This window comes from Gracilimonas amylolytica (genome assembly GCF_002911695.1).
Classification (GTDB): Bacteria; Bacteroidota; Rhodothermia; order Balneolales; family Balneolaceae; genus Gracilimonas; species Gracilimonas amylolytica.
Map to the genome: position 1 here is coordinate 19,346 of NZ_PQBS01000004.1, position 25,808 is coordinate 45,153.

Sequence of the window (25,808 nt, forward strand, 5' to 3'; positions counted from 1 at the left end):
TTTCGGGGACATCATGTTAAGTACAAAATTCTACATTATCGCATTCTTCCTGTTTGTGCCATACGGCTCTGTATTTGCACAAACTGTAAATTTTGAAGACGATTTTACTGATCAGGATATTTCTGACTGGACGGGTACAACCGCTGACTTCACCTTCACTACCGAAGGTGATAACATACTTCTTCAACAGCAAGCTGCAGCTGCCGGCTCATCCTATTTAAGTATTCCATCCACTAAAGTTACCGGGTACTGGGAATTTTTTATTCGGTTGGATGGCTTTGCTCCTTCCGATGGGAATAAAGCAGAAATTTACCTTATGAGTGATAACGCAGACCTGACTGCAAACATCAATGGTTATATGCTTCAGGCAGGTGAAAATTTATCCGGGGATGTATTCAGGCTATTTAGAATGACTAACGGAGCTAAAGACGGTGAAGTTTTAACCGGTACGACAAATATAAGCGGTGGTGGAGATTACAGAGTAAAAGTCACCCGCGATGCCTCGGGAAACTGGATCCTTGAGATAGCCTCGGGATATACGGGCATCCTGGTACAAGAGGCCACCGGGTTAGATAACACCTTCACAACAGCTTCTCATTTTGGCTTTGTGACAACCTATACCTCTACCCGAACCGACCGTTTTGCCTTCGACTTCAAGATCGATATTCCGCCCATAACTGTCACTGACGTCACTTTGATAAGCGATACTGAGATCGATATCAGTTTCAACAAGGCTTATGATGCCGCATCGGTTCAAACTACAGATTTTACTCTGCAACCGGGCTCAGTTAATCCACAATCAATTAATTCGCTGAGTACTGAATCACTTAGGCTGAGCTTCACGAACCCGCTACCGGGTGGCATTAACAGTCTTAATATTTCAGGGATCGATGATCTGTCCGGTTCAACTACACTCACAGATACCACGTTTCAGGTGGTCGTTTATGATGATTTCTCACCGGGTGATGTTGTGATAAACGAGTTCATGAAAGATCCTCCAACGGGTACCTCCGAATATGTGGAGATCCGTAACCTTTCTGGAAAATATCTAAACCTCAAAGACTGGCAAATTGGAGATAATGGTTCATTGACCACCATTGCATCAACAGATACGCCTCTTTTACCAAATGATTATGCGGTCATTTCAGCAGATACAACCACACTCAATGTATTTTATGGTGCTGCGAATTACATACTGGCTTCACTCCCGGCCCTGAATAATGGGGATGATGAGATCCGGTTATTTGATAACACCGGAATGATAGCTGACTCCCTCTATTATGATAGTGACTGGGGCGGCGTTGATGTAGCCATTGAACGCAGAGATCCTGCAGTAGCCTCTATTTACCCGGAAAATTGGGGCGATTCTCCCAACCTAAATTTTGGCACGCCGGGAACGGCTAATGAGGTTTCGGCAGATGTGGAAGCACCCCAAATAAATGAAATGTTACCAAGTGACCCACTCACGCTGCTTATGGTAAGTTCAGAGCGGTTGGAAAATGCCTCTGCAGAGAGTGCCGGCAACTACAGCCTGAGCCTGAACCCGGCATCGGGGGCAAGCACTCCGCCGATTCCAACTATCACCTCAGCTACTCAATTAACTGCAGATACTGTTGCCCTGACTCTTGACCGTGAGTTGAGTGAATATGACGGCACCTGGAACCTGGAGGTATCTACTCTCACAGATATCTTTGGAAACAGTGCTGGCGACACCTTTGAGTTCACCTTTCAGAACCCATTTGATCTCACCAACCTTACGATCGTTACAAATTCACAGCTGGTACTCGAATTCAGTGAAGAGGTTGACCTGAATTCGGTTCAACCTTCTGACTTTTCCACAAATACTTCCCCTTTGGATCCGGCTACCGGCATAACGAAACCCCAGGCGAATCAGATCCAGTTAGACCTCATCAGCCCTCTGTCTTCCGGCCCGTACAATCTGGTCATCAATGCCCTCCAAAGTATAAACGGGTGGACGATCAATGCCAACACCACTCAGGAGTTCTTCCTGTTTGATACCTTTGCCGCCGGAGATATCATTATCAATGAATTTATGAAAGACCCGCCCGCCGGGGCTACCGATTTTGTAGAGATCCGTAACTTGTCAGGAAAATACCTGAACCTCAAAGACTGGCAGGTCGGTGATGAACTCACCCTTACCACGATCTCCGCTTCTGACTTGGTTATTTATCCTGACAGTTTTGCCGTTATTACTCCCGATAGCTCGGCATTGATCAACACCTTTGGACCGGCCTACTATGTACAGGCTTCTCTGCCAAATCTTAACAGTACCACCTCAGATCAGGTAAGACTTTTTACTTCAGAAGGTGTCATGGCAGATTCATTGGAATATACCAACAGCTGGGGTGGTGAGAATGTATCCCTTGAACGCCGGGATCCTGCTGTATCATCCCTATTTCAGGAAAACTGGGGTGATTCTCCCTCTCCCGATCTTGGTACCCCCGGTTACTCAAACGTCGTTGAGACCGATAATTTACCGGCTCAACTCACGGAAACTAACCTCATAAGCCGATCGGAACTTCAACTGCTTTATTCAGAAAGAATTCAGGAGGGTCCGGCAACCCTTGTCTCGAATTATTCCCTTCAGGCTGATAACATTACGGACCCGGGCGTAAACATTCAGTCGATCACATACACCGAACCGAATAGCGTGCTGCTGCAGTTGAGCAGTGACCTTCCCGGTGAGCCGGAAGGCACAACCTATGAGTTGACCATTGAGAATCAAACCGATCTATTTGGAAATGTAAGTCAAGCTATAACCCGGTCTCTGTTTGTCATAGACTACGGAGTGGCCGATTCCGGTGATGTTTTCATAACCGAATTCATGTATGATCCTGCCGACGGATTTACTGATTTCATTGAGCTATATAATGCCACGGACAGTGCCTATAACCTTCAAAACTGGACCTTCAACGACAACTCCGGAAACAGGCGGGCCCTGACCGATCAACAACGAACATTACTGCCGGATTCACGGATCGTCCTTGCCCCTGACAGCACTATTAATACCTCTTTCCCGAATGCAAACCTGCTAGTAATGGGATCTGCTTTTGCCAACCTGAACAGCACCACACCCGATGATATTGTGATCAGAAACGCTGACGGCATTCTGATCGATTCCCTGACCTACGATAATTCCTGGGGAGGGATCAAGGTCTCACTTGAGCGCAGAAGTATGGCTGTTTCTCCGGCATATGGTGAAAATTGGGGACCTTCTCCTTCACCACAGCTGGCCACCCCGGGTATCGAAAATATGATCACTGATGATCTTAATACCCCTGAAATATCTGAACTCACCGTCCTTAGCAACAGCCGTTTGCAAATTCTATTCAACGAGCGTATTCAAAATTCCACAGCAGAAAATCCCTCAAATTACACCCTTCAAGGTCCGGCTGAGATCGATGATCAGATCCCTGATATAGCTTCAGTTACATTTTCTGAACCTGATACGGTCACCATTCTGTTTGAGAGTGAATTACCAAGACAAGACACAGGAACCACGTACGAAATCATCATCGAAAATCAGCAGGATATCTTTGGTAATTCTGCGCCTTCCCTTTCTGACTCCTTCTTTCTCATTGATATTCAGGAGGCCGATTCAGGAGATGTGGTGATCAACGAGTTCATGTATGATCCCGCCGTTGATTATTCTGAATTCATTGAACTGTACAATAAAAGCAGTAAGAATCTCGACCTGACCGGATGGACCCTGAATGATAACACCGGCACCCGTCGTACGATCACCAACTCTCCCACAGAATTGATTCAGGGAAGTTATGTGGTCCTCGTTCCTGACAGCACGTTATTTGAAAGGTTCCCGGATAAACATCTGATCGTACTCGGCACCTCTTTTTCATCCCTCAACAACGGAGCAGACGATATCGTGATCCGGGATAAAAACGGAATTCTTATCGATTCCCTGACTTATAATTCTAATTGGGGCGGAGATCAGGTTTCACTGGAACGACTTGATCCGGAGGCTCCTTCCACATTTTCTGAAAACTGGAGTGATTCACCATCCTCCAATCAGGCTACTCCGGGCAGCCCAAACGAAGTCCCCACAGATGATGATCCTCCTGTCATTACCCATGGATTTACAGTTGGGACAAACATGCTCAGGATCCGATATAACGAACGGGTCAGCTCAGACTTTGCGACGGTTCCTTCCAACTACAGCACCTCTCCAAATATAGGGATCAGTGACATTCAGCAAACGAATGGTAATGAGATCACTATCACCCTTTCATCCGCTATGACTGATGGTTCAGTTTATACTGTAACCGTTCAGGCACAGTCTGATATTTTTGGCAACCTGCAAAGCAGTGAAACTGTGACGATCGAGTTCACCCAATACTCCAACGCCTTGCCCGGTGATATCGTGATAAATGAGATCCTCTACAGACGCTTAACCGGTGATTCTCCGGAGTTTATTGAGCTCTACAACCAAAGTGGCAAGAATTTTGATTTAAGTAACTGGTCCTTTGCCGATGCTGCCAACTCTACCATTCTTCCTTTGGGAACACAGATCCGAAGTGGAGAATACCTGATACTGACAGATGCTGAAAACTTTTCAGTCGCTAAGGCACTAACAACCAACATGGTAAATGGAGAGGCTGTTTATTTGCCGGGCTTCCCTTCACTGAATGATAACCAGGATGTTGTAGTCATTAAAAATGAAACGGGAATGGTGATCGACAGCCTGAACTACAAGCATACCTGGGGAGGCGACTCGCCCGGTGTATCACTGGAAAGAAAAGATCCCTTGTCTGCCTCCAACGATCCTAACAATTGGAGCAGCAGTATTTCTGAGTCCGGAAACTCCGCCGGAAACCAAAGTTCTGTATTTGAACCCGATCAGCAGCCTCCTCAGGTAATTTTTGCAAAAACCATAGAGAACAACCGAATATCACTGGTATTCTCTGAATTTGTAATACCTGATAATGCCACAATGACATTGAATGGAAATCCATTGTCGATCTATGATTTCGACCCAAACAATGGGAATCAACTCATCGCAGAAACGGCTAACGCAGGTTCCGGTGAAGCTTTGATCCTCTCTATTTCGGGTTTGGTGGATTATCGGGGTAATTCCAGCGGTGAACTGAGTATCGAGGTTTCACAACCCCTTACCCCCGGTTCAGTAGTTATAAACGAGATCATGTTCGACCCATTGGCCGATTCTGATGATAATCTGCCCGATCAAACCGAATACATCGAACTCTATAACCGTTCGGATCATGCCATTTCTCTTGAAGGGATATTCCTGCATGATGCCCCCGATGAAAACGAAGAGGTCCGAACCATACACCCCGTTAACTCACAATACAAATGGATCCCGTCTAACGGATACGTTTTGATCTATGCGGAAGATCAGGCTACCGATTTCGTCAATAGCCGGCTGGCAGAGTTTTTCGAGATCACTGAATCTACCGATGAATTCAAACTAAGAACCGACCGGTCCAGCTTGAGTTTAGCTTCATCCGATGATGCCGTCTATATTGCTGACAGTACCGGAATTACCATCGATTCGGTTTACTATGAGGAAAGTTGGCACAACCCTAATCTTTTTGATACAGATGGGATCTCACTGGAGCGTATCGACCCCAACGGACCGAGTAATGATGACACAAACTGGAGTTCGAGTACGCGGGTAAACGGTGGCACTCCGGCTGAACAAAACTCAATTTATCAAATAGCGGGTGCTAAACCTGAAGATACCGGGTTGACCTTCACCCCTAACCCGTTTTCACCGGATGGTGACGGATTCGACGACAACCTGTTCATCAACTACAAACTTGATGAATCAGATTATCTGCTAAGAGTCCGCATCTTTGACCGATACGGGAGACAGGTGAAACAACTTGCTGACGGAACCCCTGCTGGCTTTGAAGGCTCCCTGATCTGGGATGGCCTCACCGATGATGATCGCAGGAACCGGGTTGGGATCTACATCGTGCTTTTTGAAGCTTACAACAGTACCAGCGGAAAGAACAAGACCTTTAAGGAAACTGTGGTACTGGCACGTAAGTTTTAGGGATGTTACCCTTTCGATACCACGTAGAGCATAAGCAGCAATTTGATAGAGTGTTGGTCACAGATCAACAGTTACCTTCAGTCCGCCAAACCAGTTACGAGGAGCTGCCGGTTGATAAAATCGATCACCAAAAGCATTCAGATCATTGCCAAGGCTGTATGTCTCATCCAGCAGGTTATCAATGCCGAAATAGGCGTCAAGGTTCATGCTATCAAAAAATCCCACCCTGTACCCTATCCGGCTTTGTAACAGATGATAAGCCTCAGAGTACACTGTATTCGCATCATTAAGAGGGATCTCGTCCGTGAAATTATAATTCAGATTTACGTATATCCCTGTAGAGGTATCCAGTTGCCAGCTGGAATTGAGTGAATGAGGAGCCACTCCTGTGAGCTCATTTCCGGAATAATCCTCCCCCTCTTTACGATAGTCCACAAAACTGAAATCATGATAACTGTAGGATAAATTCCAATCTAGGCTTTCAATGAACCGATCTCTGTTTTGTACGATCCGCCAGCTTGTAGCTGCTTCAAGCCCATATTGATCGGTAGCTCCGGTGTTTTCAAATACTACGGTTGAATTACGATCGGATGGTTGCTGAACGATCGTCTCACTCAACTTGAAAAGGAAACCGGTTACGTCATAACTAAATCTCACTTTCGGAAAACTCCCCCTGAAACCAAGTTCGTAATTGGTCCCTTGTTCAGCTTCAAGGTTCAGAGCAATACTGCCTTCATTGGTCCTGAATTCTTCAATGGTGGGTGGCGAAAATCCATTACTGATACTGCCATGCAGAGATAATGCTTCAGAAAATTTCTTTAACAAACCAACTCTTGGGATGAACTCAGGATCGAAGGATTTCTCGGCAACACCCGGTACATCATCCTGTAAATTCGTAACCAGTCGGTTCAGATTATACGTGAGCCGATTGTAGCTTAAACCTGCTGTCAAATAGAAATCTGCCGGCAGATCTATTTCCGTATTCAAAAATAGAAGAGACGACTGAATTTTTATCTCATCATCAAAATTCAAGGCGCCGGTGGATCCGCCGGTATTTTCGTAATTCCGTGCGGCATAATTGGCGGCCTGATATTCGCCCCCAAACGTAAAACGGGTTCTGACCTCACCCAGATCCGTATCGAAATAAAACCGGGTCCTGCCTCCGCCTGATTTCCTGCTATCTTTCTTATAGTCGAGATTGAAGGGGTTTTCAAAGGCACTGAAATTGCCGTACAAAGTCGTCAGGTTTGACAGGCGCTCGGTTATTTCAACATCATGGCTTATTCCCGCAAGAAATGCCTGCTGATCGATGCTGGCATTGGCTTCAACGCTGCCTAATACGAAAGGATTACCGGGGCGCGCCTGACTTGGGTCATCCTGATATTGTTGAAGGGTTAGTCCGCCGGGTATACCGTAATAAAGATCAGAATACAAAAAGCTCGTTTTAAGGATCTGCTTGTCATTCAGCTGATAACGTGTTGAAAGCTCGGCAGTTTGCCTTTCCAAAAACAACTGCTCCCTGTATCCATCCGAGCTTTGATTTGAGTAGTTAAACCTGAGGTTTGCCCGGTCAGTTTGCTGTTCAGCAAATGCCGTGTATCGGTTCGTTCCGTATGAACCGATCATGGCTCCAACACCAATACGATCAGCACTGCTTTGCCGGCTGTTAAACAAAATAGCCCCGCCATTTCCGGCCCCATAGATGCTTCCGGCAGGCCCTTTTATGATCTCAGCCTCCTGCATGTTGATCACATCCAGCAAGTTAAGTGGGGTGCTTCCGGATGGTTCGGTAAACGGGATATCATTCCAGTAGATCTTTACGTTACGAACTCCAAATGGAGCGCGAAGCGAGCTTCCCCGAATGGCCACTCGATAGCTGCCCGGAGCACGCTGTTCAATTCTCACACCCGGCACCGCATTCAATCCATACACGATCGAACTTTCGTCAAAGCCTGAAATGCGCTCTGCCTTTATATTAGAAACTGCACCGGGAGTTTCCATCAGGCTTCGGTTCCCTTCGTAACCCACAACTACAATGTCCTCAAGTTCACCCTGCAGTGTGTCGATCACGGCCTCAGACTGAGCCTTCAAAGAATGATTAACTAAAAATAAAACAGAAAAAAGTAAGATAATTTTGTTCATAGGAACAAAGTACAAAGGCTTGAATTAAGATTTAAGAATTGAATACCTTCCATGAATAATTAATTCCACAAACTTCAAACTTTGCAAGATTTAAAGAAAGCTCCAATTGGTATTTTTGACTCCGGCATCGGGGGACTGACTGTCGCAAAAGCCGTTATTGATGCGCTGCCTCATGAAAATATCATTTACTTTGGGGACACGGCACGTGTTCCCTATGGTATTAAGTCTGAGGAGACGGTTCGCGCTTATGCCTTAGAGATCACCCGGTTTTTACTCAATAAGGGTGTGAAGATGATCCTGATAGCCTGCAATACGGTTTCGGCATCCGCCAAAGAAGAGATCATTCAGGCAGCCGGTGATATTCCGGTACTGGATGTGATCACTGCCGGAACCCGTTCCGCCGTCCAAATGCCTGATCATCAGAACATAGGTGTGATCGGTACCCTTGGAACCGTTAATTCAAGAGCTTATGTAGAATCCATTCATGCATTTGATACCACCATCAAAGTAAATCAGCAAGCTTGTCCGCTATTGGTACCACTGGCTGAAGAAGGATGGATCGATAACGATGTAGCCATCCAGACCTTACATCATTATTTAGATCATTTTGATGATTCGGGCATTCAAACCCTGATCCTTGGCTGCACCCACTATCCTTTGTTTAAAGAAACCATACCCTCGGTCTTAAAAAACAAAGACGTAAAGATCATTGACTCTGCTGAATCTATTGCTGCTTCTGCTAAACAAAAACTGACAGAGATGGATCTATTGAATTCAGAAGGCGGAAACTTTCAGTGTTATGTAAGTGACCGCCCTCAGCGTTTTCACGAACTGGCTGAACGATTTCTTGGCAGGGAACTGACCACAGCAGTTGAAGTGGTCAGCCTTGATAAGTGAGATCTGTTTGAATCCTGAAACCTATTAAAAGGTCCTCAGGGATTCGCCGTTGAATGCTCCACCGGTGATTTCAACCATATGTTTTAAATGTACACAAGCTAATTAACAAGGTTCTTTAATCTCCTTTTTTGACGGCTACTTTGTAGAGCCACATCATAAAGAAAATAGCCGCACCTATTCCCAGTAAACTTGTCAGCCATTCCATGCCCTCCGGCATAATGCGTAAGGCATCCGTACTTTCGAACAGAGCAAACGGGATAGCCAGAATGATACCGATCAAGGCTTCACCCGTTATCAATCCGGATGAGAATAAGAGTCCTTTTCGTTCAGCCTGACTTTCTGCTTCCATAACATCCTCACCTTCGGTTCTCGCCCGCTTAGCCACCACTTTGGCAGCACTCCAAGCGATCATACCTCCTATGAAAATAGGGACTGAGAGCTCAACCGGCAGGTAGATTCCTACAGCTACAGCCAATACCGGCGTCCTGAATTCTGTCCCTTTACTCTTTAAGATCTGATCGAGAATAATGATTGCCACCGCGATCAAACCTCCTATTATGATCATTGGCCATTCCAGGTTTCGGGCAAACACGCCTTCTGCAACCGATTGCATGAGCGTGGCTTGTGGTGCCGTCAGCATTTCCTGCGGGTTCATTCCCTCTCTTGGAAATACTCCCCCTAAACCGTAGGCATTAAACAAAAGACTTAAGATCGGAGCGATCACAATGGCGGCTGCTACAACCCCAACAACCTGCATGATCTGTTGTTTGTATGGCGTAGCCCCTACGATCTGACCTGCTTTTAGATCCTGTAAATTATCCCCGGCCAGGGCTGCCGCACAAGCGATCATCGCTCCTACTATAATAGCTGCCGCCGCCGCACTTTTGGCTTTCTCCAGGTCAGCTGCAAAATCAACCTCACCGCCCAAAATGGCCAGTAGGCACAATGAGGTTGCGAGAACCGTGGCAATGGTAACCCCGGAGATCGGATTATTCGATGAACCTACCAAACCGGCCATATAACCGGCCACGGATGAGAATAAGAATCCGGCAAACAGAGAAAATACCACACCAAAGGTTATCGCGGTCCAGTAAGCTCCTGAACTGACCGACAAGTGATCAATGTCGATCACATACATGAATACGATAAAGATCGGAATCGCCAAACCAAATACCCCCCAGATCACAATATTGATAGGAGTATCCTGTTCGGTTCTTGGAATACTGTCACCGCCACCTTTCTTGAGTTTTTTAACGGCCGCCATAGATGATTTGATCCCGTCAACCAATGGCTTTGCCAGGGAAATGAGAGCCCATACACCTCCAACGACCATCGCTCCAACACCCATGTAGCGGATTTTTTCGCTCCAGATAGCCAATGCAGCATCATATCCTTCTGCCGCGCCGACAATGGCAGCGATCTCATCGGGGCTTGTTACAGCCATATAGATGGGGATTCCGAAGAGCCAGGATATGAGTCCCCCCGCAAAGATCAGAACCGCGATATTCAATCCTACAATATATCCAACTGCTAATAAGGCAACGGATAGATCCGCTCCCATCCCAAAAATTGATTTTCCGGCTTTTACAGATCCCCCAACAGAACTGGCAAAGATCTTTAATCCGGTTTGACTCAGCTTAAACAAAGCAGCGGCCACACCGGCCTGAATGATCGTCTTGATCCCTTTACCCCCTTCGGTTCCGGCTTTTAGCACCTCACCGGTTGCGACCCCTTCCGGAAATTGCAGTTCGCTTTCAATGATCAGGGCACGCCGAAGCGGAATGGTAAATAAGACCCCAAGAATTCCTCCAAACATCGCAATCGCGGCCGTTTCCATAAATGGAAAATCAAGCCAGTATTTGAGCAGAATTAGTGCCGGAAGGGTGAAGATCACACCCGCGGCTAATGATTCACCGGCTGAGGCAGCTGTTTGCACAATATTATTTTCCAGAATGTTGGATTCCTTGAATAACCTTAGAACTGCCATGGAGATCACAGCCGCCGGAATGGATGCAGAAACCGTCATCCCAACCTTTAAACCCAAATAAGCATTGGCCCCGGCCAGAATCGCAGATAGTAAAAAGCCGAGTATTACGGCCTTTACAGTTATTTGTGGAAGGTCATCTTCAGCAGATACAAAGGGAGTGAACGTGTCTTTCTTACTCATTGGTTAGTGGTGGGTTTAGTGTATTTGGAATATGAATGTATCGATCGGTCGCTAAGATCTTTTCAAAAGGTCTCGGATCTCTGTAAGTAATTCCTCTTCCTTTGATGGTTTGGCAGGAGCCGGTTCAGGCTTGGCTTCTTCTTTTTTCATGAACCTATTATAGCTCTTCACAACAAAAAAGATAGCGGCAGAAACGATGATAAAAGTGATGATCGTGTTGATAAAAGCCCCGTAATTGATCGTAACGGCCTCGATGGTTCCATCGGCCAAAACTTTTTCAGCGATCTGCCATTTAAGTTCGGCAAAATCGACCCCGGCTATCAGATATCCAATAGGTGGCATGATAATGTCATTCACAAACGACTTTGTTATGGCCCCAAAATAGGTAGCCATGATCAAACCAACGGCTAATTCCACCACATTTCCACGTGATACAAACTCTTTAAATTCCTTGAACAGATCTTTCATATATCTTCAGTCGTTATGATTAAACCTTGGGGCAAATATGACAAATAAGCTCCCATCAAGCAATAAAGGTTTTTTTAGCCTCTTTACGTCTTCTGCCTTATCTTTGATCCAATTCAAGCATCAAATAATACCAGCCTATTTTCCTATGAGAACAATTGCCCAGCTAACTTACATCCCTTTATCTGAAGAAGATCCGATCGAAAAAGTACAAGACTTGCTGGAGCACCTCGCCCAATATGATGTTGACATTGAAGTTGGCTACCTCTCCACTACCATTATCGGAGCACCTAAAGTTGTCTTTCAGGTGGTTCAAGACCTATATGATATCATGGCACTCGAAACCAACCACTTCAGATTTCAGGTTGATTTCCTGAGCCCCTCGAAAGACCATTAATGCTGAATTAGGCATTAAGAGTAAGATACTAATTGCTCCGTGAACCTCTGAGCATTCACCTGTTACCCTATAAAAGTTTTGAGGCTAAATTAGCCAGGTCCGACCTTTCTCCTTTTTCAAGATTGATATGTGCATACAAGTCGTGATCGTGCATTCTGTCAACCAGATAACTTAGCCCATTACTCTGAGCATCAAGGTATGGTGTATCGATCTGAAAGATATCTCCCGTAAAGATGATCTTCGTATTTTGCCCTGCCCGGGTGATAATCGTTTTGACCTCATGAGGAGTCAGGTTCTGAGCCTCATCTATAATAAAGATCACATTCGATAAACTGCGCCCACGAATATAAGCCAGCGGTACGATCCGGAGCTTATCGGTTTGCAGCATCTCATCGATTTTCTTAAACGGCTTGCTGCTTTCCTTGTACTGATTTTTGATAAAACTCAGGTTATCCCAAAGAGGCTGCATGTAAGGGTCGATCTTTTGATTGGCATCACCAGGCAAATAACCCAGGTCTTTATTACTGAGTGGTACGATCGGCCGGGCCATATATACTTGTTTAAAATCACTACGCTGCTCTAATGCAGCAGCAAGCGCCAGCAAGGTCTTCCCGGTACCGGCAGCTCCAGTGATGGTGGTACACAACACTTTCTTGTTCTGAAGGGCATGCAAAGCAAAAGTCTGTTCAGCATTCTTAGGGTGAATGCCATAAGCCTGAACCTTATCTACCACTTCTATCATTTTTGAGGCCGGATTATACCAGCCTAATGCCGACGCCCCGTGTCCCTTCATAATAAAATAATGATTGCAGGATGGATCCTTTTGACCTAAGTCTTCAGGATCTATAGCCCCGTCCTCATAGAACTTTGCAATGGTAGCCGGATTATCGACTTCAATTTCCGTTTTCCCCCGGTAAAGGTGTTCAATATCCTTGATCCGAATGGTCTCATAGTCTTCCGCTTCCAGATTGAGAGCGCGGGCCTTCAGCCTCAGGTTAATATCTTTTGAAACAAGGATGACACGTTGGTCAGGATTTTCTTCCTTTAGATGCAAAGCCGCATTGATGATCCGGTGATCATTTTTATCGGAGCCGTACACCTTCGTCGCATCCATTGAACTCTGCTGATTGGTGATCACCCGCAGCTTGCCATGAGACCGGCCATTCAATGGGATCCAGTTTTGAAGCATGTTGGTATCGGATATTCCATCCAGGTAGCGAATGAATTCCCTGGCATGAAGATTGATCACATTATTACCCTTCTTAAAGGTATCCAACTCTTCCAGAACAGTAATGGGAATGGCTACATCGTTCTTTTCAAAGTTGCGAACGGCTTCATAATCATAGAGTAAAACGGAGGTATCAAGGACGAAGATCTTCTTCTCTTTCTTCTTAGGCATAGAGGAGAGTGTTTAATTGTGAGAAGGTATGTGTCAGCCATTGTAAGTAGATGAATAATGAGTGGCTGTAGAAATAAAGCTAATGACCGAAACATTTGCAACGACCAAATCGGATTTAACAGAGAATTATTATCGTTAGCAGTTAGCAGTTAGCAGTTAGCAGTTAGCAGTTAGCAGTTAGCAGTTAGCAGTTAGCAGAAGGTGGCCGACCCTAACTCAACGATCAAATTAAAAAACACCCTGTTTACTGATAACTGAAATAAAGAGATGCTTACCGCCTCCGCCGCATTCAGGCTTTCTACTTTTTCTTGTCCGGGAGCTGATTCGATATTCTAATTAACAAGATGCTTACTTATGATATTTCGGTAATCTTGTTCGCGTTGTAATCCAACATATATCTCCCCTGCTACTATTGTAACTGGAACTGAAGAAATTCCTATTTCTCTTACAATTAGTTTATTTGTTGACAAAGTATTTTCAAAATTACCTTCATCCATACATTCTTGAATTTCTTTTAAATATTTCGTCTTAAGAAACGGAATCTGATCAATATTTCTATCTGACACTACCTGCAAGCTGTCTTGATTTTCCATAAGATACTTATGCATTTTTAAATCATTTGCCTGCCCATAATAGCATACAGAATTAGCAGCCGCCTGATATGTGGCTGAATTATCATCTGCTAAAGGTATTGGTACATGGATAATCTGAAATTTCCGGGTAAACTCATTTTGTAGTTTTGATAAAATTCTCTCTGATTCTTTACAGTAAGGGCATGAATAATCAAAAAAATTGTACACTTTAAAACTCGCATCTTTATTTCCTTTGGTAAATCCGCTTAGCTCTTCCGGTAGCGGTTTATCAATAATAGTTATCGGTGGGGGAGCTTCATTATATTTTATATACACAAAGTAAAGAAACCCTAAAGCTAACAAACCAAAGAATATGGTAGTTTTCATTTCTCTCATATCATTTACTAACTACATTTAGCAACTGTATTCTATACTCATCCTGATCCTCATTGAGCATATTGATCAAATACCCTTCTTTAGTTGACCCCATTGGGATTCCATCTATAGAAATCTCACCAATAAATGAATAATTTTTCTTTGAGTAAATTGCTGCTCTATGTATAAAATCATTGAAATTTCTAGACTCAAAATAATCTTCTGTAGCCTGTCTAAAAATCAAAACAATATGTTCTTCATTGTCATACACAAAAAGAGAAGAACTTTGTTCATTTACTAACATTTCATGGTAAGCCTCCCTGTCATATATCATTTCTATAAACTCATCAGAAAGTTTAAAGGATTCAGGTTTAAAATCAATTCTGTGTTTTAATGAATAATTTTCTAATTCGTAAATTTGAATGTACGGTATTTTATAATGTGTTAGATAAATTAAACCTTCATTACAGTTAACGTGTAGTATTGGTTTTTTTAAAACATCTTTATTCCCTTGAAAAAAAGGATCTGAATAGCCAAAAGTTTTTTCTAATCTAAAATCAGAATCAAAAACACCGATGGTATTAACTGAATCCTGATCTTCCTCTTGATAAAAACTAACACCTAAATACCAACTGTCTTTACATTGGGTCATGATGTTAGAAGTTATGTTAATCCCATCTTTAAAATGATCCTCATGTGATTCTACACTATCATTACTTCGATTAAATTTTTTTATTAGAGCTGAGCTGTTATCCCTTACTGCCAAAGTTTTGTCATTTTGACTAAAACCGAAATAGCGTGATGATAAAATTTCAGCAGGGCCTCTTCCTTCTGAACCTATCTGTTCAATAAAATTACCGTCATAATCAACTAAAATTATACCTACAGGACTTTTTGTATTCGAAAAACCAATTATATCACTTTGATTAGCTGAAGTGGCACGTGGATAAAAAGAAAATAATTTACTGGTGGCCGCTTCGTCTAAAGTAAATTCTTTCACTACCTCAAACTCAAATACCTCATTTTTTATTTCTCTATCCTTACAGCTAATAAACATTAGTAAAATTGAGAGAAGGAGTATTTTAAGGTTCCTCATAAAAGCCTATTTTATATTAATAAAGCCACACTCTTCGTGTGGCTTTATTAGTGCTATTTCTATTCAATTTTCAATAGGTTTTGCAATACAAACAAAACAATCAACCGTTACCGGTTGCTTTATACATTCATATGTATTCGGATCTTCTTCTCCCCCATAACTTCTATCATCACATGTCCTAAATGCATTTGCATCCTGTTGGGCAAATATAAATACACCCGAAATAATGATTATAGTGCAAAACAATGTTTGAAGTACTTTGTTTAATTTACTCATTTTAACCACCTAATTATTGATATTATATTAATTTAGGAGTAAGCAAATAATTAAAAAAAAAATCAATAATACAAATCGATTTTACATCACTCATAGAAACTAGAAGATACATTCACCGTGAGTGCAACTTCCACAAAGCAATACTGACGGCTACAGCAGCATTCAGGCTTTCTACTTTGTCCTGTCCGGAGGCGGATTCGATCTTTACTTTTTTTCTTCCTGAATTCAACAAATTTTTGTTAATGCCATTCCCTTCATTGCCCACAACCAAAATGGTCTTTTTTGTGGGTTGAACCGATCTTAAAGGCTCAGCCGATTCCCCCCCATCCAATAACATCACTTGCCAACCTGAGTTTTCAAGTTCATTAACAATATCTTCAAGATCACCCGTTAAAACGGGGATACTACCCGTAGCCCCCGCCGTGCTTCTCACTACCTTGGGATGATAGACATCCACACTTCCTTTTCCGGCTATCAAAGCCTTTGCCCCAAACCATGCTGCTGTTCTTAGAATAGTCCCCATATTTCCGGGATCCTGAATGGCATCCGTCGCTACAATAATGCCGGTTTCTACGGCTAATTTTTCGAGCTGAATTTCCTCCGGCATCTTACAAACCGCCAAAATTCCCTGTGGATTATCCGTATCCGCCACTTCAGTAAAAACTTCATCCTCTAAAACACAGACCTCGAGACCCTTGAACCTTCCCTCTTGAACCTCGAACCTTTCTCCAATAAAAATCGCCTCCATCTCAATCAACCCATTCTCAACCACCTGCTCAACGGCCCGCTCTCCCTCAACAACAAACCGCTGCTCTTTTTCACGGTACTTTTTACGGTTCAGTTTTCGTAATAACTTGATCTCGTTGTTCGATGCTTTTCTCATGTTTTAAGAATACAGAACTCAGAAGACAGAATACAGTGTTTAAACTGATTTCCGCGTTCTGTTTTCTGTCAGCATACTTCCCTATCTTTATTGAAATTTCAGCTAAAAAATTATGACTATGGAGTTTCTGAAAACACTAGGAATTGAAGGCATTAATCCTGGCACAAGTACAGGGCGCAAACATATTGAAAGCAAGGAAACCATCAGCAGTTTCACCCCTACTAATGGTGAGAAGATCGCTACAGTTGGCGTCACGTCAAGAGAACAATATGACCGCGTGGTTGAAGAAGCTCAAAAAGCCTATCAGGTTTGGAGTAACATGCCTGCTCCCCAGCGTGGAGAGATCGTTCGTCAGATCGGACAAAAATTACGTGAATACAAGGAACCACTTGGAAAACTGGTTACCTATGAGATGGGTAAGATCTATCAGGAAGGCTTGGGTGAAGTTCAGGAAATGATCGACATCTGTGATTTTGCAGTAGGTCAGTCGCGCATGCTTTACGGGAAGACCATGCATAGTGAGCGTCCTGAACACAGAATGTACGAGCAATGGCATCCACTTGGAATTGTTGGCATCATCTCAGCCTTTAACTTTCCGGTTGCCGTTTGGAGCTGGAACGCTATGATTGCTGCCGTTTGTGGTAACGTGATGATCTGGAAAGGTTCAGAGAAAACTCCTCTTTGCGGAGTCGCAGTTCAGAAGATCGTCGCTAAAGTTTTGAAGGAAAATGATCTTCCTGAAGGAATATTTAACCTGGTAACCGGAGACCGTCAGGTAGGTGAATGGATGACCGAAGATACCCGTATTCCACTTATTTCGGCTACCGGCTCTATCCGTATGGGTAAAGAGGTAGGAAAAACGGTCGCATCCCGATTAGGTAAAACGATCCTTGAACTCGGTGGAAACAACGCCATCATCATTTCTGAACATGCAGATATCGAAATGGCGATACGTGCCACCGTATTTGGAGCCGTGGGAACCTGTGGTCAGCGTTGTACTTCCACACGTCGTTTGATCATCCATGAATCAGTATATGATCAGGTTAAAGAACGACTGATGAATATTTATGACAACATCACGATCGGTGATCCTTTGGAGGAAACCACATTGGTTGGGCCAATGATCGATCAGGATGCCATCAACAACATGCAAAATGCATTGAAAGAGATCGAAAAAGAAGGCGGTAAAGTCATCTACGGTGGCGATGTTCTTGAAGAAGATGGATTTTACGTACGGCCGGCTTTAGCAGAAGTTGAAAATCACTATGAGATCGTTCAGGAAGAAACCTTTGCACCAATTCTCTACCTGATGAAGTTCAAAGACATGGATGAAGCTATTGCCATGCATAACGGTGTAAAACAAGGACTCAGTTCAGCCATGTTCACATTGAATATGCGTGAAGCTGAAACCTTCCTAAGTGCCCGCGGCTCTGATTGTGGGATCGCCAATATCAATATTGGTACCAGCGGTGCTGAAATTGGTGGTGCCTTTGGTGGTGAGAAAGAAACCGGTGGCGGACGTGAATCCGGTTCTGATGCTTGGAAAGCTTACATGCGTCGCCAAACCAATACCATGAACTGGGGTGATTCTTTGCCACTGGCTCAGGGCATCGACTTCGACGTTTAATGATTTGTAATTAATAATAATGTAGGGACACTAGATCTTGTGTCCCTACATTAATTTATTTCTTCTCTAATTATGCTTGATCTCGGTTCCTAATACCTTCAGGAACTCGGCCAGCCATTTTTGATGTCCGGGCCATGCCGGTGAGGTTACCAGATTTCCATCAACTACGGCTTCAGTAGGCTGAACCTCTTTATAGTTAGCCCCACAGGCCTCCATTTCAGGACCACAGGCCGGATAAGCGGTCAGTGTTTTCCCTTCTATCCCACCGGTTCTGGCAAATATCTGTAGGCCGTGGCAAATGGCTGCAATCGGTTTATCCTCATCCAGAAAATGTTTGACCTTAGACACCACTTCATCATTCAATCTGAGATATTCAGGAGCTCTCCCTCCCGGCAGAACCAAGGCATCGTAATCTTCCGGATCGGCTTTGTCAAAATCATAGTTGAGCGTAAAATTATGCCCTTGCAGTTCTTTATAGGTTTGATCTCCTACAAAATCATGAACGGCCGTTGGGCAGGTATCTCCCTTTTTCTTATCAGGACAGACGGCATGGACTTCATGCCCAACCATCTGCAAGGCCTGAAACGGCACCATGATCTCAAGGTCTTCTCCATAGTCTCCAACGATCATCAATATTTTCTTAGCTGCCATAATGGTACTCCTGTTTTTATTGCGATTGTATCTTTTATAATGTATTTCAGGTTTAAAAGGTTCTTTTGTAGCTGATAAAATGCTGTGTTTTGAAAATTACCCTATACCCTTCCCGCAGCCTCAGGATGCATCGTGAGGCTACGGGAAGGGAAAGATGTGGGATTAAATTTTGTACCATGAAAATAAAAATACCCTCAAAGGAAGAACATAAAAAGAATCAGAAAAGAAAACGGATAAGTGGCCTATCCGGTCTGCTTTTTGGGTTTAGCTTTTTTGGATTAGCCGGGATCAGGATCTTCCGATATGGCTTTGATGAAGTAGAGACCTATACCTGGGTTGCGCTTGGTTTTGGTGTTTTCTCTTTTGGTTGGTTAGCTTTTAATTATGGCGAAGCTTTTTGGAACACACTCTTCAGATATTAAAAGCATAAAAAAACCCCGTCCATAAAATATGCACGGGGTTTAAATTTTTAGCTGACTAAGCTTTAGATCATAGTAGCAATTACAAGAGCTACTACTGACATCAGCTTAAGCAGGATGTTCAGTGAAGGACCGGAAGTATCCTTGAAAGGATCACCAACCGTATCTCCAACTACACCGGCCTTGTGAGGCTCAGAGCCTTTTCCATATTCAACACCGTCGATGGTCACGCCTTCCTCGATCATCTTCTTGGCGTTATCCCAGGCACCACCGGCATTAGACTGAAACAGAGCCATAAGTACACCTGCAGAGGTTACACCGGCGAGAAGCCCACCCAGCATCTGAGCACCCAGCGTAGGGTCATCACTGATGAAGCCCGGTACAAATCCAAACAATACCGGTACTACAACCGCCAAGGTTCCCGGAAGAACCATTTCACGGATAGAAGCAGCTGTTGAGATCTCAACACACTTCTCATACTCAGCTTTTCCATCGGCCGCTTCAAATGCAGCACGATCTTCTTCTGACCAGTCTGCCAGCTTTTTGCCTTCATTATTGTTCATGGCAGTTAAAGCTTTCTTCAACTCAGGAATATCCTTGAACTGACGACGAACTTCCTCGATCATACTCATAGCAGCACGTCCCACAGCATTCATAGAAAGTGCTGAGAAAAGGAACGGTAACATCGCTCCAATAAACAACGCAGCCATTACAGATGGGGAAGTAATATCAATGCCCATCAATTGGGTTTCATGAGTAGCATTGTAGGCTGTAATAAACGCAGCAAACAGGGCCAATGCGGTAAGAGCCGCAGAACCGATGGCAAAACCTTTACCAATTGCCGCGGTTGTATTACCAACAGCATCCAGCTTATCAGTACGCTCTCGTACTTCTCCTGGAAGTTCTGCCATTTCAGCAATCCCACCGGCGTTATCAGAGATCGGGCCATAAGCATCAACAGCCAGCTGAATACCAGTGTTAGAAAGCATTCCAACAGCCGCGATCGCAATACCGTAAAGACCGGCAAATTCGTAGGCACCAATAATTGCAAGCGCAATGATGATGATCGGGATTGCCGTTGAGATCATTCCCACACCAAGACCGGCAATAATATTCGTTGCAGAACCTGTCACAGATTGTTTCACAATAGACCATACCGGTTTAGTTCCGGTTCCTGTGTAATGCTCTGTAATAAGACCAATTGAAAGTCCGGCAGCCAATCCAAAGATGGTAGCCCAGAATACACCGGTACTGCTATATACTTCACCGTTGAATGTCCATGTTTCAGGCAACATCCAGGTGATGATAAAGAAAGAGGCTACCAACATGACAGCAGCAGACAAAAACTCACCCAGGTTAAGGGCTTTTTGTGGATCACCACCTTCTTTAACACGTACAAAGAAGGTTCCCATGATGGAAGTCAGAATTCCAACACCTGCCAGAACTAATGGCAGGATCACAGCGGAAAGACCATTAAAGGCATCTGCCCATGCAGCACCATCTATAGTGGCACCCGCAATAAAAGCAGCACCCAATACCATAGTACCAATAATTGAACCTACATAAGATTCGAAAAGGTCAGCACCCATTCCGGCTACGTCACCTACATTGTCACCCACATTATCTGCAATGGTTGCAGGATTTAAAGGGTGATCTTCAGGAATACCGGCTTCAACTTTACCTACAAGGTCAGCGCCAACATCAGCGGCTTTGGTATAAATACCACCGCCCACACGTGCAAACAGAGCAATGGATGAAGCTCCAAATGAGAAACCGGTTACAACGGCCAGTACTTTATTTACGGCTCCGGCTCCTTCAAGTCCAAAGTGCATTCCAAAGATGATGAACAGCAAACTCAATCCAAGAACTCCAAGGCCAACTACACCAAGACCCATAACAGATCCACCGGCAAACGCAACTTCAAGACCTTTACCAAGGCTTGTACGCGCTGCATGTGTTGTTCTGACATTAGCTTTAGTGGCAACTTTCATACCAATAAAACCGGCTAATCCGGAACAAATAGCTCCTACAACAAATGATATGGCTACCATCCAGCTGGAAGTGGTAGGGTCGGCACTGAATGCAAGAAGTACAGCTACCACACCTACAAAAATGGCCAGTACGCGATATTCGGCTTTAAGAAAGGCCATGGCGCCACTTGCAATACTTTTGCTAATGCGCTCCATGCGTTCTGTTCCAATTTCCTGTTTTGATACCCAGGATGTTTTAAAGATGGTGTACAGAAGTGCGATCACTCCGGCCACCGGTATAAAATAGATTATGTTATCCATTGTTTCCCGTTACGTAGTTAAAGTTCAATAAGTCGGTTAAGAGACCTATGGTTAATTAAATTGATTCATTGTTTTCTGAATGCCTTCACGTACAAAATATAGTGAGGCATCATGGGCTTTTTGCAAGCCTTCTTCTAAATACTTCTGATCTGTTTTTTTAAATGGTGATAACACAAAATCGACCTGTTTTCCTCTTGGAAAATCGTTTCCGATCCCAAAACGCAAACGGGGAAATTCTCGGCTCCCCAACAGATCAATGATGTTTTGAATACCATTATGGCCACCGGCACTGCCTGTGGCCTTTAGCCTGACATCCCCTACCTCAAGGTTGAGGTCGTCATAAACGATCAGGCAATGATCTATTTCAGTTTTATATGTTGAAAGAGCTTTTCGCACAGCCAACCCACTTCGGTTCATGTATGTGGTGGGTTTGATCAGAATAACATTTCTGCCTCTGTGCCTGCCCTCTGCAACCACAAAAGGCCCGTCACCCGGGCCAAATGTAATAGAAAGCGTCTCAGCTAATGCATCAACAACTTCAAAACCTATATTGTGGCGTGTTCCATCATACTCTTGTCCAACATTTCCTAATCCTACAATAATGGACATGGTTTCGGAACACGTTTATGTTAGTGAATAACTTTGGATCTATTCCTCAGTTGATTCTTCTTCATCACCTTCTGCGCCTTCAGCAGCTTCACCTTCAGCCACTTCTTCGCCTTCAGCAACCGCTTCACCTTCAGCCACTTCTTCTTCAGCAGCCTCATCCGTAACACCTGACACAAGGTTTTCGAGGAAGTCGGCTCCTTTTGGAGGACGAATGGTTACGATCGTTCTGCTCATATCATCCAAAGGAATAATTCCTTCCAGATCCAGGTCTGAGATATGCAGAGACTGGCCAATTTGCAGTGGTGTGATGTCTAATTCAAATTCTGCCGGAATAGCCTCAGGAAGTACACGAATTCTCACAAAATTCATTGGTTTGAACACACGACCACCATTTTCAACAACGCCTTTTGCGTTACCGGTAATTTTGATCGGCACCCTGAGTGTTACCTTATGCTTGTCAGCAAGCACATAAAAATCGGCATGAACAATGCGATCCGTAACAGGATCAAATTCCGTTCTTTTCAGGAGCGTTTTATAGGTCTTACCATCTACGGTAAGTTCCTGAAGCTTGGTCTGTGGTTTTCTGAGGATCTTTTCTAATTCCAGTTCATCTACAGAAAAATGGATATTCTCTTCAACTTCCGGTCCATAGAGTACTGCAGGAACACGTAGTTCTTCGCGAAGCGCCTTATTGGCTTGCTTACTGGTCTCTCTGATTGTTCCTTCAAGTTTTACTAATTCTGGGTATGCCATAATGCGTTTACCTTAATCATTAATTATCAAACAGTGCACTGATAGTGTCGTTAGTGTGAATACGTTGTATAGCTTCAGCAAAGATGTTCGCAACGCTCAGCACCTTGATCTTGTCGGAAGGCTGGCGCAGCTGAACAGTATCAGTTACTAACAACTCATCAATTGGCGAATCTTCGATTCGCTGAAATGCCGGTCCCGATAAGATCGGATGTGTACAAATAGCTTTAATGCTCAAAGCTCCTCTTTCCTTAAGAGCTGAAGCAGCATTTGTTAGTGTTCCGGCAGTGTCGATCAGATCATCGACGATTAACACATTCTTTCCTTCTACCTCACCGATCAAATTCATGATTTCTGATTCGTTGGCCTTTGGCCGCCTTTTGTCAATAAACGCCAGGGTTGCATCCAGTTTCTTGGAATAAGCCCTTGCCATTTTCAGACTTCCAACATCCGGTGCAACTACCACCAGATTGTCAATCGGGTTTGAGGTAAAATAATCAATAAAAGCCCTGCTGGCATATAAGTGATCCAACGGGATATCAAAAAAACCTTGTATCTGTGCTGCATGCAGATCCATTGTAAGAATTCGATCAGCACCGGCCTGTACCAACAGGTTCGCCATCAGTTTTGAACCGATCGACACCCTGGGCTGATCCTTTCTGTCCTGCCGGGCATATCCAAAATATGGAATAACCGCAGTAACTCGCTTAACAGAAGCCCGCTTTGCAGCATCAAGCAGTAACAACAACTCGATGATGTTATCACCGGGAGGAGGAGTTGATTGAATCACAAAGATATCTTCCCCCCTGATGCTTTGCTCATACTTAACGTATTGCTCGCCGTCAGAAAATTTCTTTATGGTTACATCACCTAATGATGTCCCATATTCTTCAGCAATTGCTCTTGCTAAAGCCGGGTTACTTGTGCCGGAAAATATCGCCAGGGGAGTGTCCACTTTGCAGGCTTTCGATTCAGGTTATTTGTGAAGATATGATCTTCCAATTATTGATCAATAAACAAAAAGGATGGCTTTACAGTCATCCTTTCATAAATGTTGTTGCCCGGGGAGGATTCGAACCCCCACTGACTGGACCAAAACCAGCTGTCCTGCCATTAGACGACCGGGCATTTCATGTCATTGACAGACTCCAAAGATAGAAATCACTTTAAAAGCAATCAAGACTGAATCGCATTTTTTAAAACAAAACATTCTGAACACCTTCTGGGCCTGCAATATGATTTTAATTGATGGATAGCACCTAATTTCCTGCTATAATGTTTTTCATTCAACGGCAGTGTATTAAATTTTTTCAGCAATGATTTTGGAATTGGCGTTTTAAGTTCTTTCCAGGCTGTGCGAACTTCCGCCTTCAAAGTGTTATGAGCAAACAACATTCCTAACACATAGAGTGATGGCAGATAAACGGTCCCGAATAAGATCTTCATTCTGGATGAGCGCTCTAAATTGTAGCGTTTACCCCATTTATCCCACAGGTCAATTTGACTGCCATCCTTACTCAGAAAGGCCTCAAAGGGTGTGTTTAATATTTCATATGATATCTGAACCGCTTGCTTGATCCTTATTTTTGGATGATTTGCAGGCCTCACCCCTTTTAAGTTCCAGATCAGGTCGGAACTTTCAATTAACCCGGCCTCCCTCATGGCAAGATCGACCCCCAAATCGATTCGCTCGCCACTCCAGGTTGCAAGCAATCTTTCTCCGGTAACTTTCATCGCTGCCCGGTTGTGCGCGATCCCCAAACCATCCCACACTGAAAGGATCAGTGCTTTTTTCCAGGCCTTTGAGGGTACCATTTCCGGATCATACATAGCGAGAATATCGTCAGCCTTCTTTTCCAGATATTCTGAATGTGCTTTATCCAGTTGCTCCCGAAATACTTCTTCAGAAATAAAATTAACATTTCCTGAACATGGTAAATCCGACTGATTCTCAAAGCTTTGCAGAAAGACCTTTAAGTTTGAGGAGAGATACCTCCCTAAATTAAGTAGATATGGCTTGCTACCGTTTTGGGACTCTACTTCGCTGACCTTTCCGTTAGCAACCACATGTAAAAACACGTTGTTGTAGTTAGCATCAAGGTGATGATTATGGTTATACCAATCGTTAGCCTTCAGATGTAATTCAACATCACCATGCCAAACCAGATCGTCAATAACAATTTTGGCAAACTTAAAATCGGGTCCATCCGTGGCATTAAGGTCCCCCGGATCAAGGATCTGCACTACTTTGCCACACTCGGTTCTCAAACCGCTAGTATCAAACAACCCATTTTCCCAGATCCACTGAAGAAAAGCTTCCGAATATTGGAAACCCGCATCAACCATGTTTGGTGATCTCTTCTATCTCCTCATCTTCTGAGAAGTCCAGATCTTCAGTCGCTTCATATAGGTCAGGCAGAGAATCTTTCATGGATTTTTTGATCCCTTCAGAAAAACGGTCAATTCTTTTTTCACTATCCTCTTTGAGCTTTCGACCGGTTGTTTCAAGCCAGTGCCTGGTATCTTCACTTTGATCTTTTACCCACTTAATGTTTTCTCGTCCACTTTTAGGCGATAACACCAAGCCGGCCAAAATACCTCCGGCAAAGGCTGTCATCCCAACTAATAATGTTCCAATTCCTCTTTTCATACCTCTCCCTCATTTCGGTTATGGTTAACACTGTTAAGGTAATAATTTCTCTGCATATTTTTGACAATGATTTTAACACTAAGTATA

At 43.8% G+C, this 25,808-nt stretch carries 20 protein-coding genes and 1 tRNA gene; 5 read left to right on the plus strand and 16 right to left on the minus strand.

Going from position 1 to position 25,808, the window contains the following annotated elements:
• The first annotated feature begins 13 nt into the window (after positions 1-13).
• A complete protein-coding gene (locus C3B73_RS00090; protein WP_103663600.1) occupies positions 14-6,055 on the plus strand; it encodes a lamin tail domain-containing protein in 6,042 nt (2,013 codons plus the stop codon).
• Positions 6,056-6,112: 57 nt separating this feature from the next.
• Here the strand turns inward: C3B73_RS00090 and C3B73_RS00095 are convergent, their stop codons facing one another.
• Positions 6,113-8,197 (minus strand): TonB-dependent receptor family protein, encoded by a 2,085-nt coding sequence (locus C3B73_RS00095; RefSeq protein WP_103663601.1) that lies wholly within the window; start codon positions 8,195-8,197, stop codon positions 6,113-6,115.
• 81 nt (positions 8,198-8,278) lie between these two features.
• Between C3B73_RS00095 and murI the strand changes: the two genes are divergently transcribed.
• Positions 8,279-9,094 carry a glutamate racemase gene (murI, locus tag C3B73_RS00100; protein WP_103663602.1) on the plus strand — a complete coding sequence of 272 codons (816 nt, stop codon included), beginning with the start codon at positions 8,279-8,281 and terminating at the stop codon, positions 9,092-9,094.
• A 115-nt stretch (positions 9,095-9,209) separates the two neighbouring features.
• On the opposite strand, the gene C3B73_RS00105 is transcribed toward murI, so the two are convergent.
• Positions 9,210-11,261, minus strand: coding sequence for an OPT family oligopeptide transporter (locus C3B73_RS00105; RefSeq protein WP_103663603.1), 2,052 nt, complete (start codon positions 11,259-11,261; stop codon positions 9,210-9,212).
• 51 nt (positions 11,262-11,312) lie between these two features.
• Entirely contained in the window at positions 11,313-11,729 is a 417-nt protein-coding gene (gene mscL, locus C3B73_RS00110) for a large-conductance mechanosensitive channel protein MscL (protein ID WP_103663604.1), read from the minus strand.
• A gap of 145 nt (positions 11,730-11,874) precedes the next feature.
• Here mscL and C3B73_RS00115 point away from each other — a divergent pair, with 145 nt between their 5' ends.
• Positions 11,875-12,123: a YkoF family thiamine/hydroxymethylpyrimidine-binding protein gene (locus C3B73_RS00115; RefSeq protein ID WP_103663605.1), complete on the plus strand. Its 249-nt coding sequence runs from the start codon at positions 11,875-11,877 to the stop codon at positions 12,121-12,123.
• A gap of 67 nt (positions 12,124-12,190) precedes the next feature.
• Here C3B73_RS00115 and C3B73_RS00120 read toward each other — a convergent pair whose 3' ends face one another.
• The 5 genes from C3B73_RS00120 to C3B73_RS00140 all read right to left on the minus strand — a co-directional run bounded on the left by C3B73_RS00120 (position 12,191) and on the right by C3B73_RS00140 (position 16,724).
• Positions 12,191-13,522: a PhoH family protein gene (locus C3B73_RS00120; RefSeq protein ID WP_103663606.1), complete on the minus strand. Its 1,332-nt coding sequence runs from the start codon at positions 13,520-13,522 to the stop codon at positions 12,191-12,193.
• 332 nt (positions 13,523-13,854) lie between these two features.
• Positions 13,855-14,481 carry a DsbA family protein gene (locus C3B73_RS00125; protein WP_157939374.1) on the minus strand — a complete coding sequence of 209 codons (627 nt, stop codon included), beginning with the start codon at positions 14,479-14,481 and terminating at the stop codon, positions 13,855-13,857.
• A 10-nt stretch (positions 14,482-14,491) separates the two neighbouring features.
• Positions 14,492-15,565, minus strand: a complete 1,074-nt coding sequence (locus tag C3B73_RS00130; RefSeq protein WP_108722907.1) for a 6-bladed beta-propeller — start codon at positions 15,563-15,565, stop codon at positions 14,492-14,494.
• 63 nt (positions 15,566-15,628) lie between these two features.
• Positions 15,629-15,841, minus strand: coding sequence for a hypothetical protein (locus C3B73_RS00135; protein ID WP_103663609.1), 213 nt, complete (start codon positions 15,839-15,841; stop codon positions 15,629-15,631).
• Between the two features lie 112 nt (positions 15,842-15,953).
• A complete protein-coding gene (locus C3B73_RS00140; protein WP_103663610.1) occupies positions 15,954-16,724 on the minus strand; it encodes a TrmH family RNA methyltransferase in 771 nt (256 codons plus the stop codon).
• 118 nt (positions 16,725-16,842) lie between these two features.
• On the opposite strand from C3B73_RS00140, the gene amaB reads away from it, so the two are divergent.
• Positions 16,843-18,351: an L-piperidine-6-carboxylate dehydrogenase gene (amaB, locus tag C3B73_RS00145; RefSeq protein ID WP_103663611.1), complete on the plus strand. Its 1,509-nt coding sequence runs from the start codon at positions 16,843-16,845 to the stop codon at positions 18,349-18,351.
• Positions 18,352-18,417: 66 nt separating this feature from the next.
• Here amaB and C3B73_RS00150 read toward each other — a convergent pair whose 3' ends face one another.
• Positions 18,418-19,002, minus strand: coding sequence for a DJ-1/PfpI family protein (locus C3B73_RS00150; protein WP_103663612.1), 585 nt, complete (start codon positions 19,000-19,002; stop codon positions 18,418-18,420).
• A gap of 176 nt (positions 19,003-19,178) precedes the next feature.
• Here C3B73_RS00150 and C3B73_RS00155 point away from each other — a divergent pair, with 176 nt between their 5' ends.
• A complete protein-coding gene (locus C3B73_RS00155) occupies positions 19,179-19,424 on the plus strand; it encodes a hypothetical protein (RefSeq protein ID WP_157939375.1) in 246 nt (81 codons plus the stop codon).
• A gap of 62 nt (positions 19,425-19,486) precedes the next feature.
• On the opposite strand, the gene C3B73_RS00160 is transcribed toward C3B73_RS00155, so the two are convergent.
• The 7 genes from C3B73_RS00160 to C3B73_RS00190 form a co-directional block, all read right to left on the minus strand.
• Positions 19,487-21,712: a sodium-translocating pyrophosphatase gene (locus tag C3B73_RS00160; RefSeq protein ID WP_103663614.1), complete on the minus strand. Its 2,226-nt coding sequence runs from the start codon at positions 21,710-21,712 to the stop codon at positions 19,487-19,489.
• Between the two features lie 51 nt (positions 21,713-21,763).
• Positions 21,764-22,321 carry an aminoacyl-tRNA hydrolase gene (pth, locus tag C3B73_RS00165; protein ID WP_103663615.1) on the minus strand — a complete coding sequence of 186 codons (558 nt, stop codon included), beginning with the start codon at positions 22,319-22,321 and terminating at the stop codon, positions 21,764-21,766.
• Positions 22,322-22,360: 39 nt separating this feature from the next.
• Complete coding sequence (locus tag C3B73_RS00170) at positions 22,361-23,074, minus strand: 50S ribosomal protein L25 (protein WP_103663616.1); 714 nt, start codon at positions 23,072-23,074, stop codon at positions 22,361-22,363.
• 19 nt (positions 23,075-23,093) lie between these two features.
• Positions 23,094-24,026, minus strand: a complete 933-nt coding sequence (locus C3B73_RS00175) for a ribose-phosphate diphosphokinase (RefSeq protein ID WP_103663617.1) — start codon at positions 24,024-24,026, stop codon at positions 23,094-23,096.
• A 102-nt stretch (positions 24,027-24,128) separates the two neighbouring features.
• Positions 24,129-24,199 (minus strand) — tRNA-Gln (locus C3B73_RS00180).
• Positions 24,200-24,247: 48 nt separating this feature from the next.
• Entirely contained in the window at positions 24,248-25,417 is a 1,170-nt protein-coding gene (locus tag C3B73_RS00185) for a DUF2851 family protein (RefSeq protein ID WP_103663618.1), read from the minus strand.
• Positions 25,410-25,721, minus strand: a complete 312-nt coding sequence (locus C3B73_RS00190) for a YtxH domain-containing protein (RefSeq protein WP_103663619.1) — start codon at positions 25,719-25,721, stop codon at positions 25,410-25,412. Before C3B73_RS00190 ends, C3B73_RS00185 begins: the two co-directional genes overlap by 8 nt.
• Between the last annotated feature and the right edge of the window lie 87 nt (positions 25,722-25,808).

Coding starts and splice junctions, on each gene's coding strand:
- C3B73_RS00160 (WP_103663614.1), bottom strand. CDS start 21,712: ATGGATAACATAATCTATTTTATACCGGTGGCCGGAGTGATCGCACTT.
- C3B73_RS00170 (WP_103663616.1), bottom strand. CDS start 23,074: ATGGCATACCCAGAATTAGTAAAACTTGAAGGAACAATCAGAGAGACC.
- C3B73_RS00125 (WP_157939374.1), bottom strand. CDS start 14,481: ATGAAAACTACCATATTCTTTGGTTTGTTAGCTTTAGGGTTTCTTTAC.
- C3B73_RS00190 (WP_103663619.1), bottom strand. CDS start 25,721: ATGAAAAGAGGAATTGGAACATTATTAGTTGGGATGACAGCCTTTGCC.
- amaB (WP_103663611.1), top strand. CDS start 16,843: ATGGAGTTTCTGAAAACACTAGGAATTGAAGGCATTAATCCTGGCACA.
- C3B73_RS00150 (WP_103663612.1), bottom strand. CDS start 19,002: ATGGCAGCTAAGAAAATATTGATGATCGTTGGAGACTATGGAGAAGAC.
- C3B73_RS00135 (WP_103663609.1), bottom strand. CDS start 15,841: ATGAGTAAATTAAACAAAGTACTTCAAACATTGTTTTGCACTATAATC.
- C3B73_RS00105 (WP_103663603.1), bottom strand. CDS start 11,261: ATGAGTAAGAAAGACACGTTCACTCCCTTTGTATCTGCTGAAGATGAC.
- pth (WP_103663615.1), bottom strand. CDS start 22,321: ATGTCCATTATTGTAGGATTAGGAAATGTTGGACAAGAGTATGATGGA.
- C3B73_RS00185 (WP_103663618.1), bottom strand. CDS start 25,417: ATGGTTGATGCGGGTTTCCAATATTCGGAAGCTTTTCTTCAGTGGATC.
- C3B73_RS00130 (WP_108722907.1), bottom strand. CDS start 15,565: ATGAGGAACCTTAAAATACTCCTTCTCTCAATTTTACTAATGTTTATT.
- C3B73_RS00090 (WP_103663600.1), top strand. CDS start 14: ATGTTAAGTACAAAATTCTACATTATCGCATTCTTCCTGTTTGTGCCA.
- C3B73_RS00120 (WP_103663606.1), bottom strand. CDS start 13,522: ATGCCTAAGAAGAAAGAGAAGAAGATCTTCGTCCTTGATACCTCCGTT.
- mscL (WP_103663604.1), bottom strand. CDS start 11,729: ATGAAAGATCTGTTCAAGGAATTTAAAGAGTTTGTATCACGTGGAAAT.
- C3B73_RS00115 (WP_103663605.1), top strand. CDS start 11,875: ATGAGAACAATTGCCCAGCTAACTTACATCCCTTTATCTGAAGAAGAT.
- C3B73_RS00095 (WP_103663601.1), bottom strand. CDS start 8,197: ATGAACAAAATTATCTTACTTTTTTCTGTTTTATTTTTAGTTAATCAT.
- C3B73_RS00140 (WP_103663610.1), bottom strand. CDS start 16,724: ATGAGAAAAGCATCGAACAACGAGATCAAGTTATTACGAAAACTGAAC.
- C3B73_RS00155 (WP_157939375.1), top strand. CDS start 19,179: ATGAAAATAAAAATACCCTCAAAGGAAGAACATAAAAAGAATCAGAAA.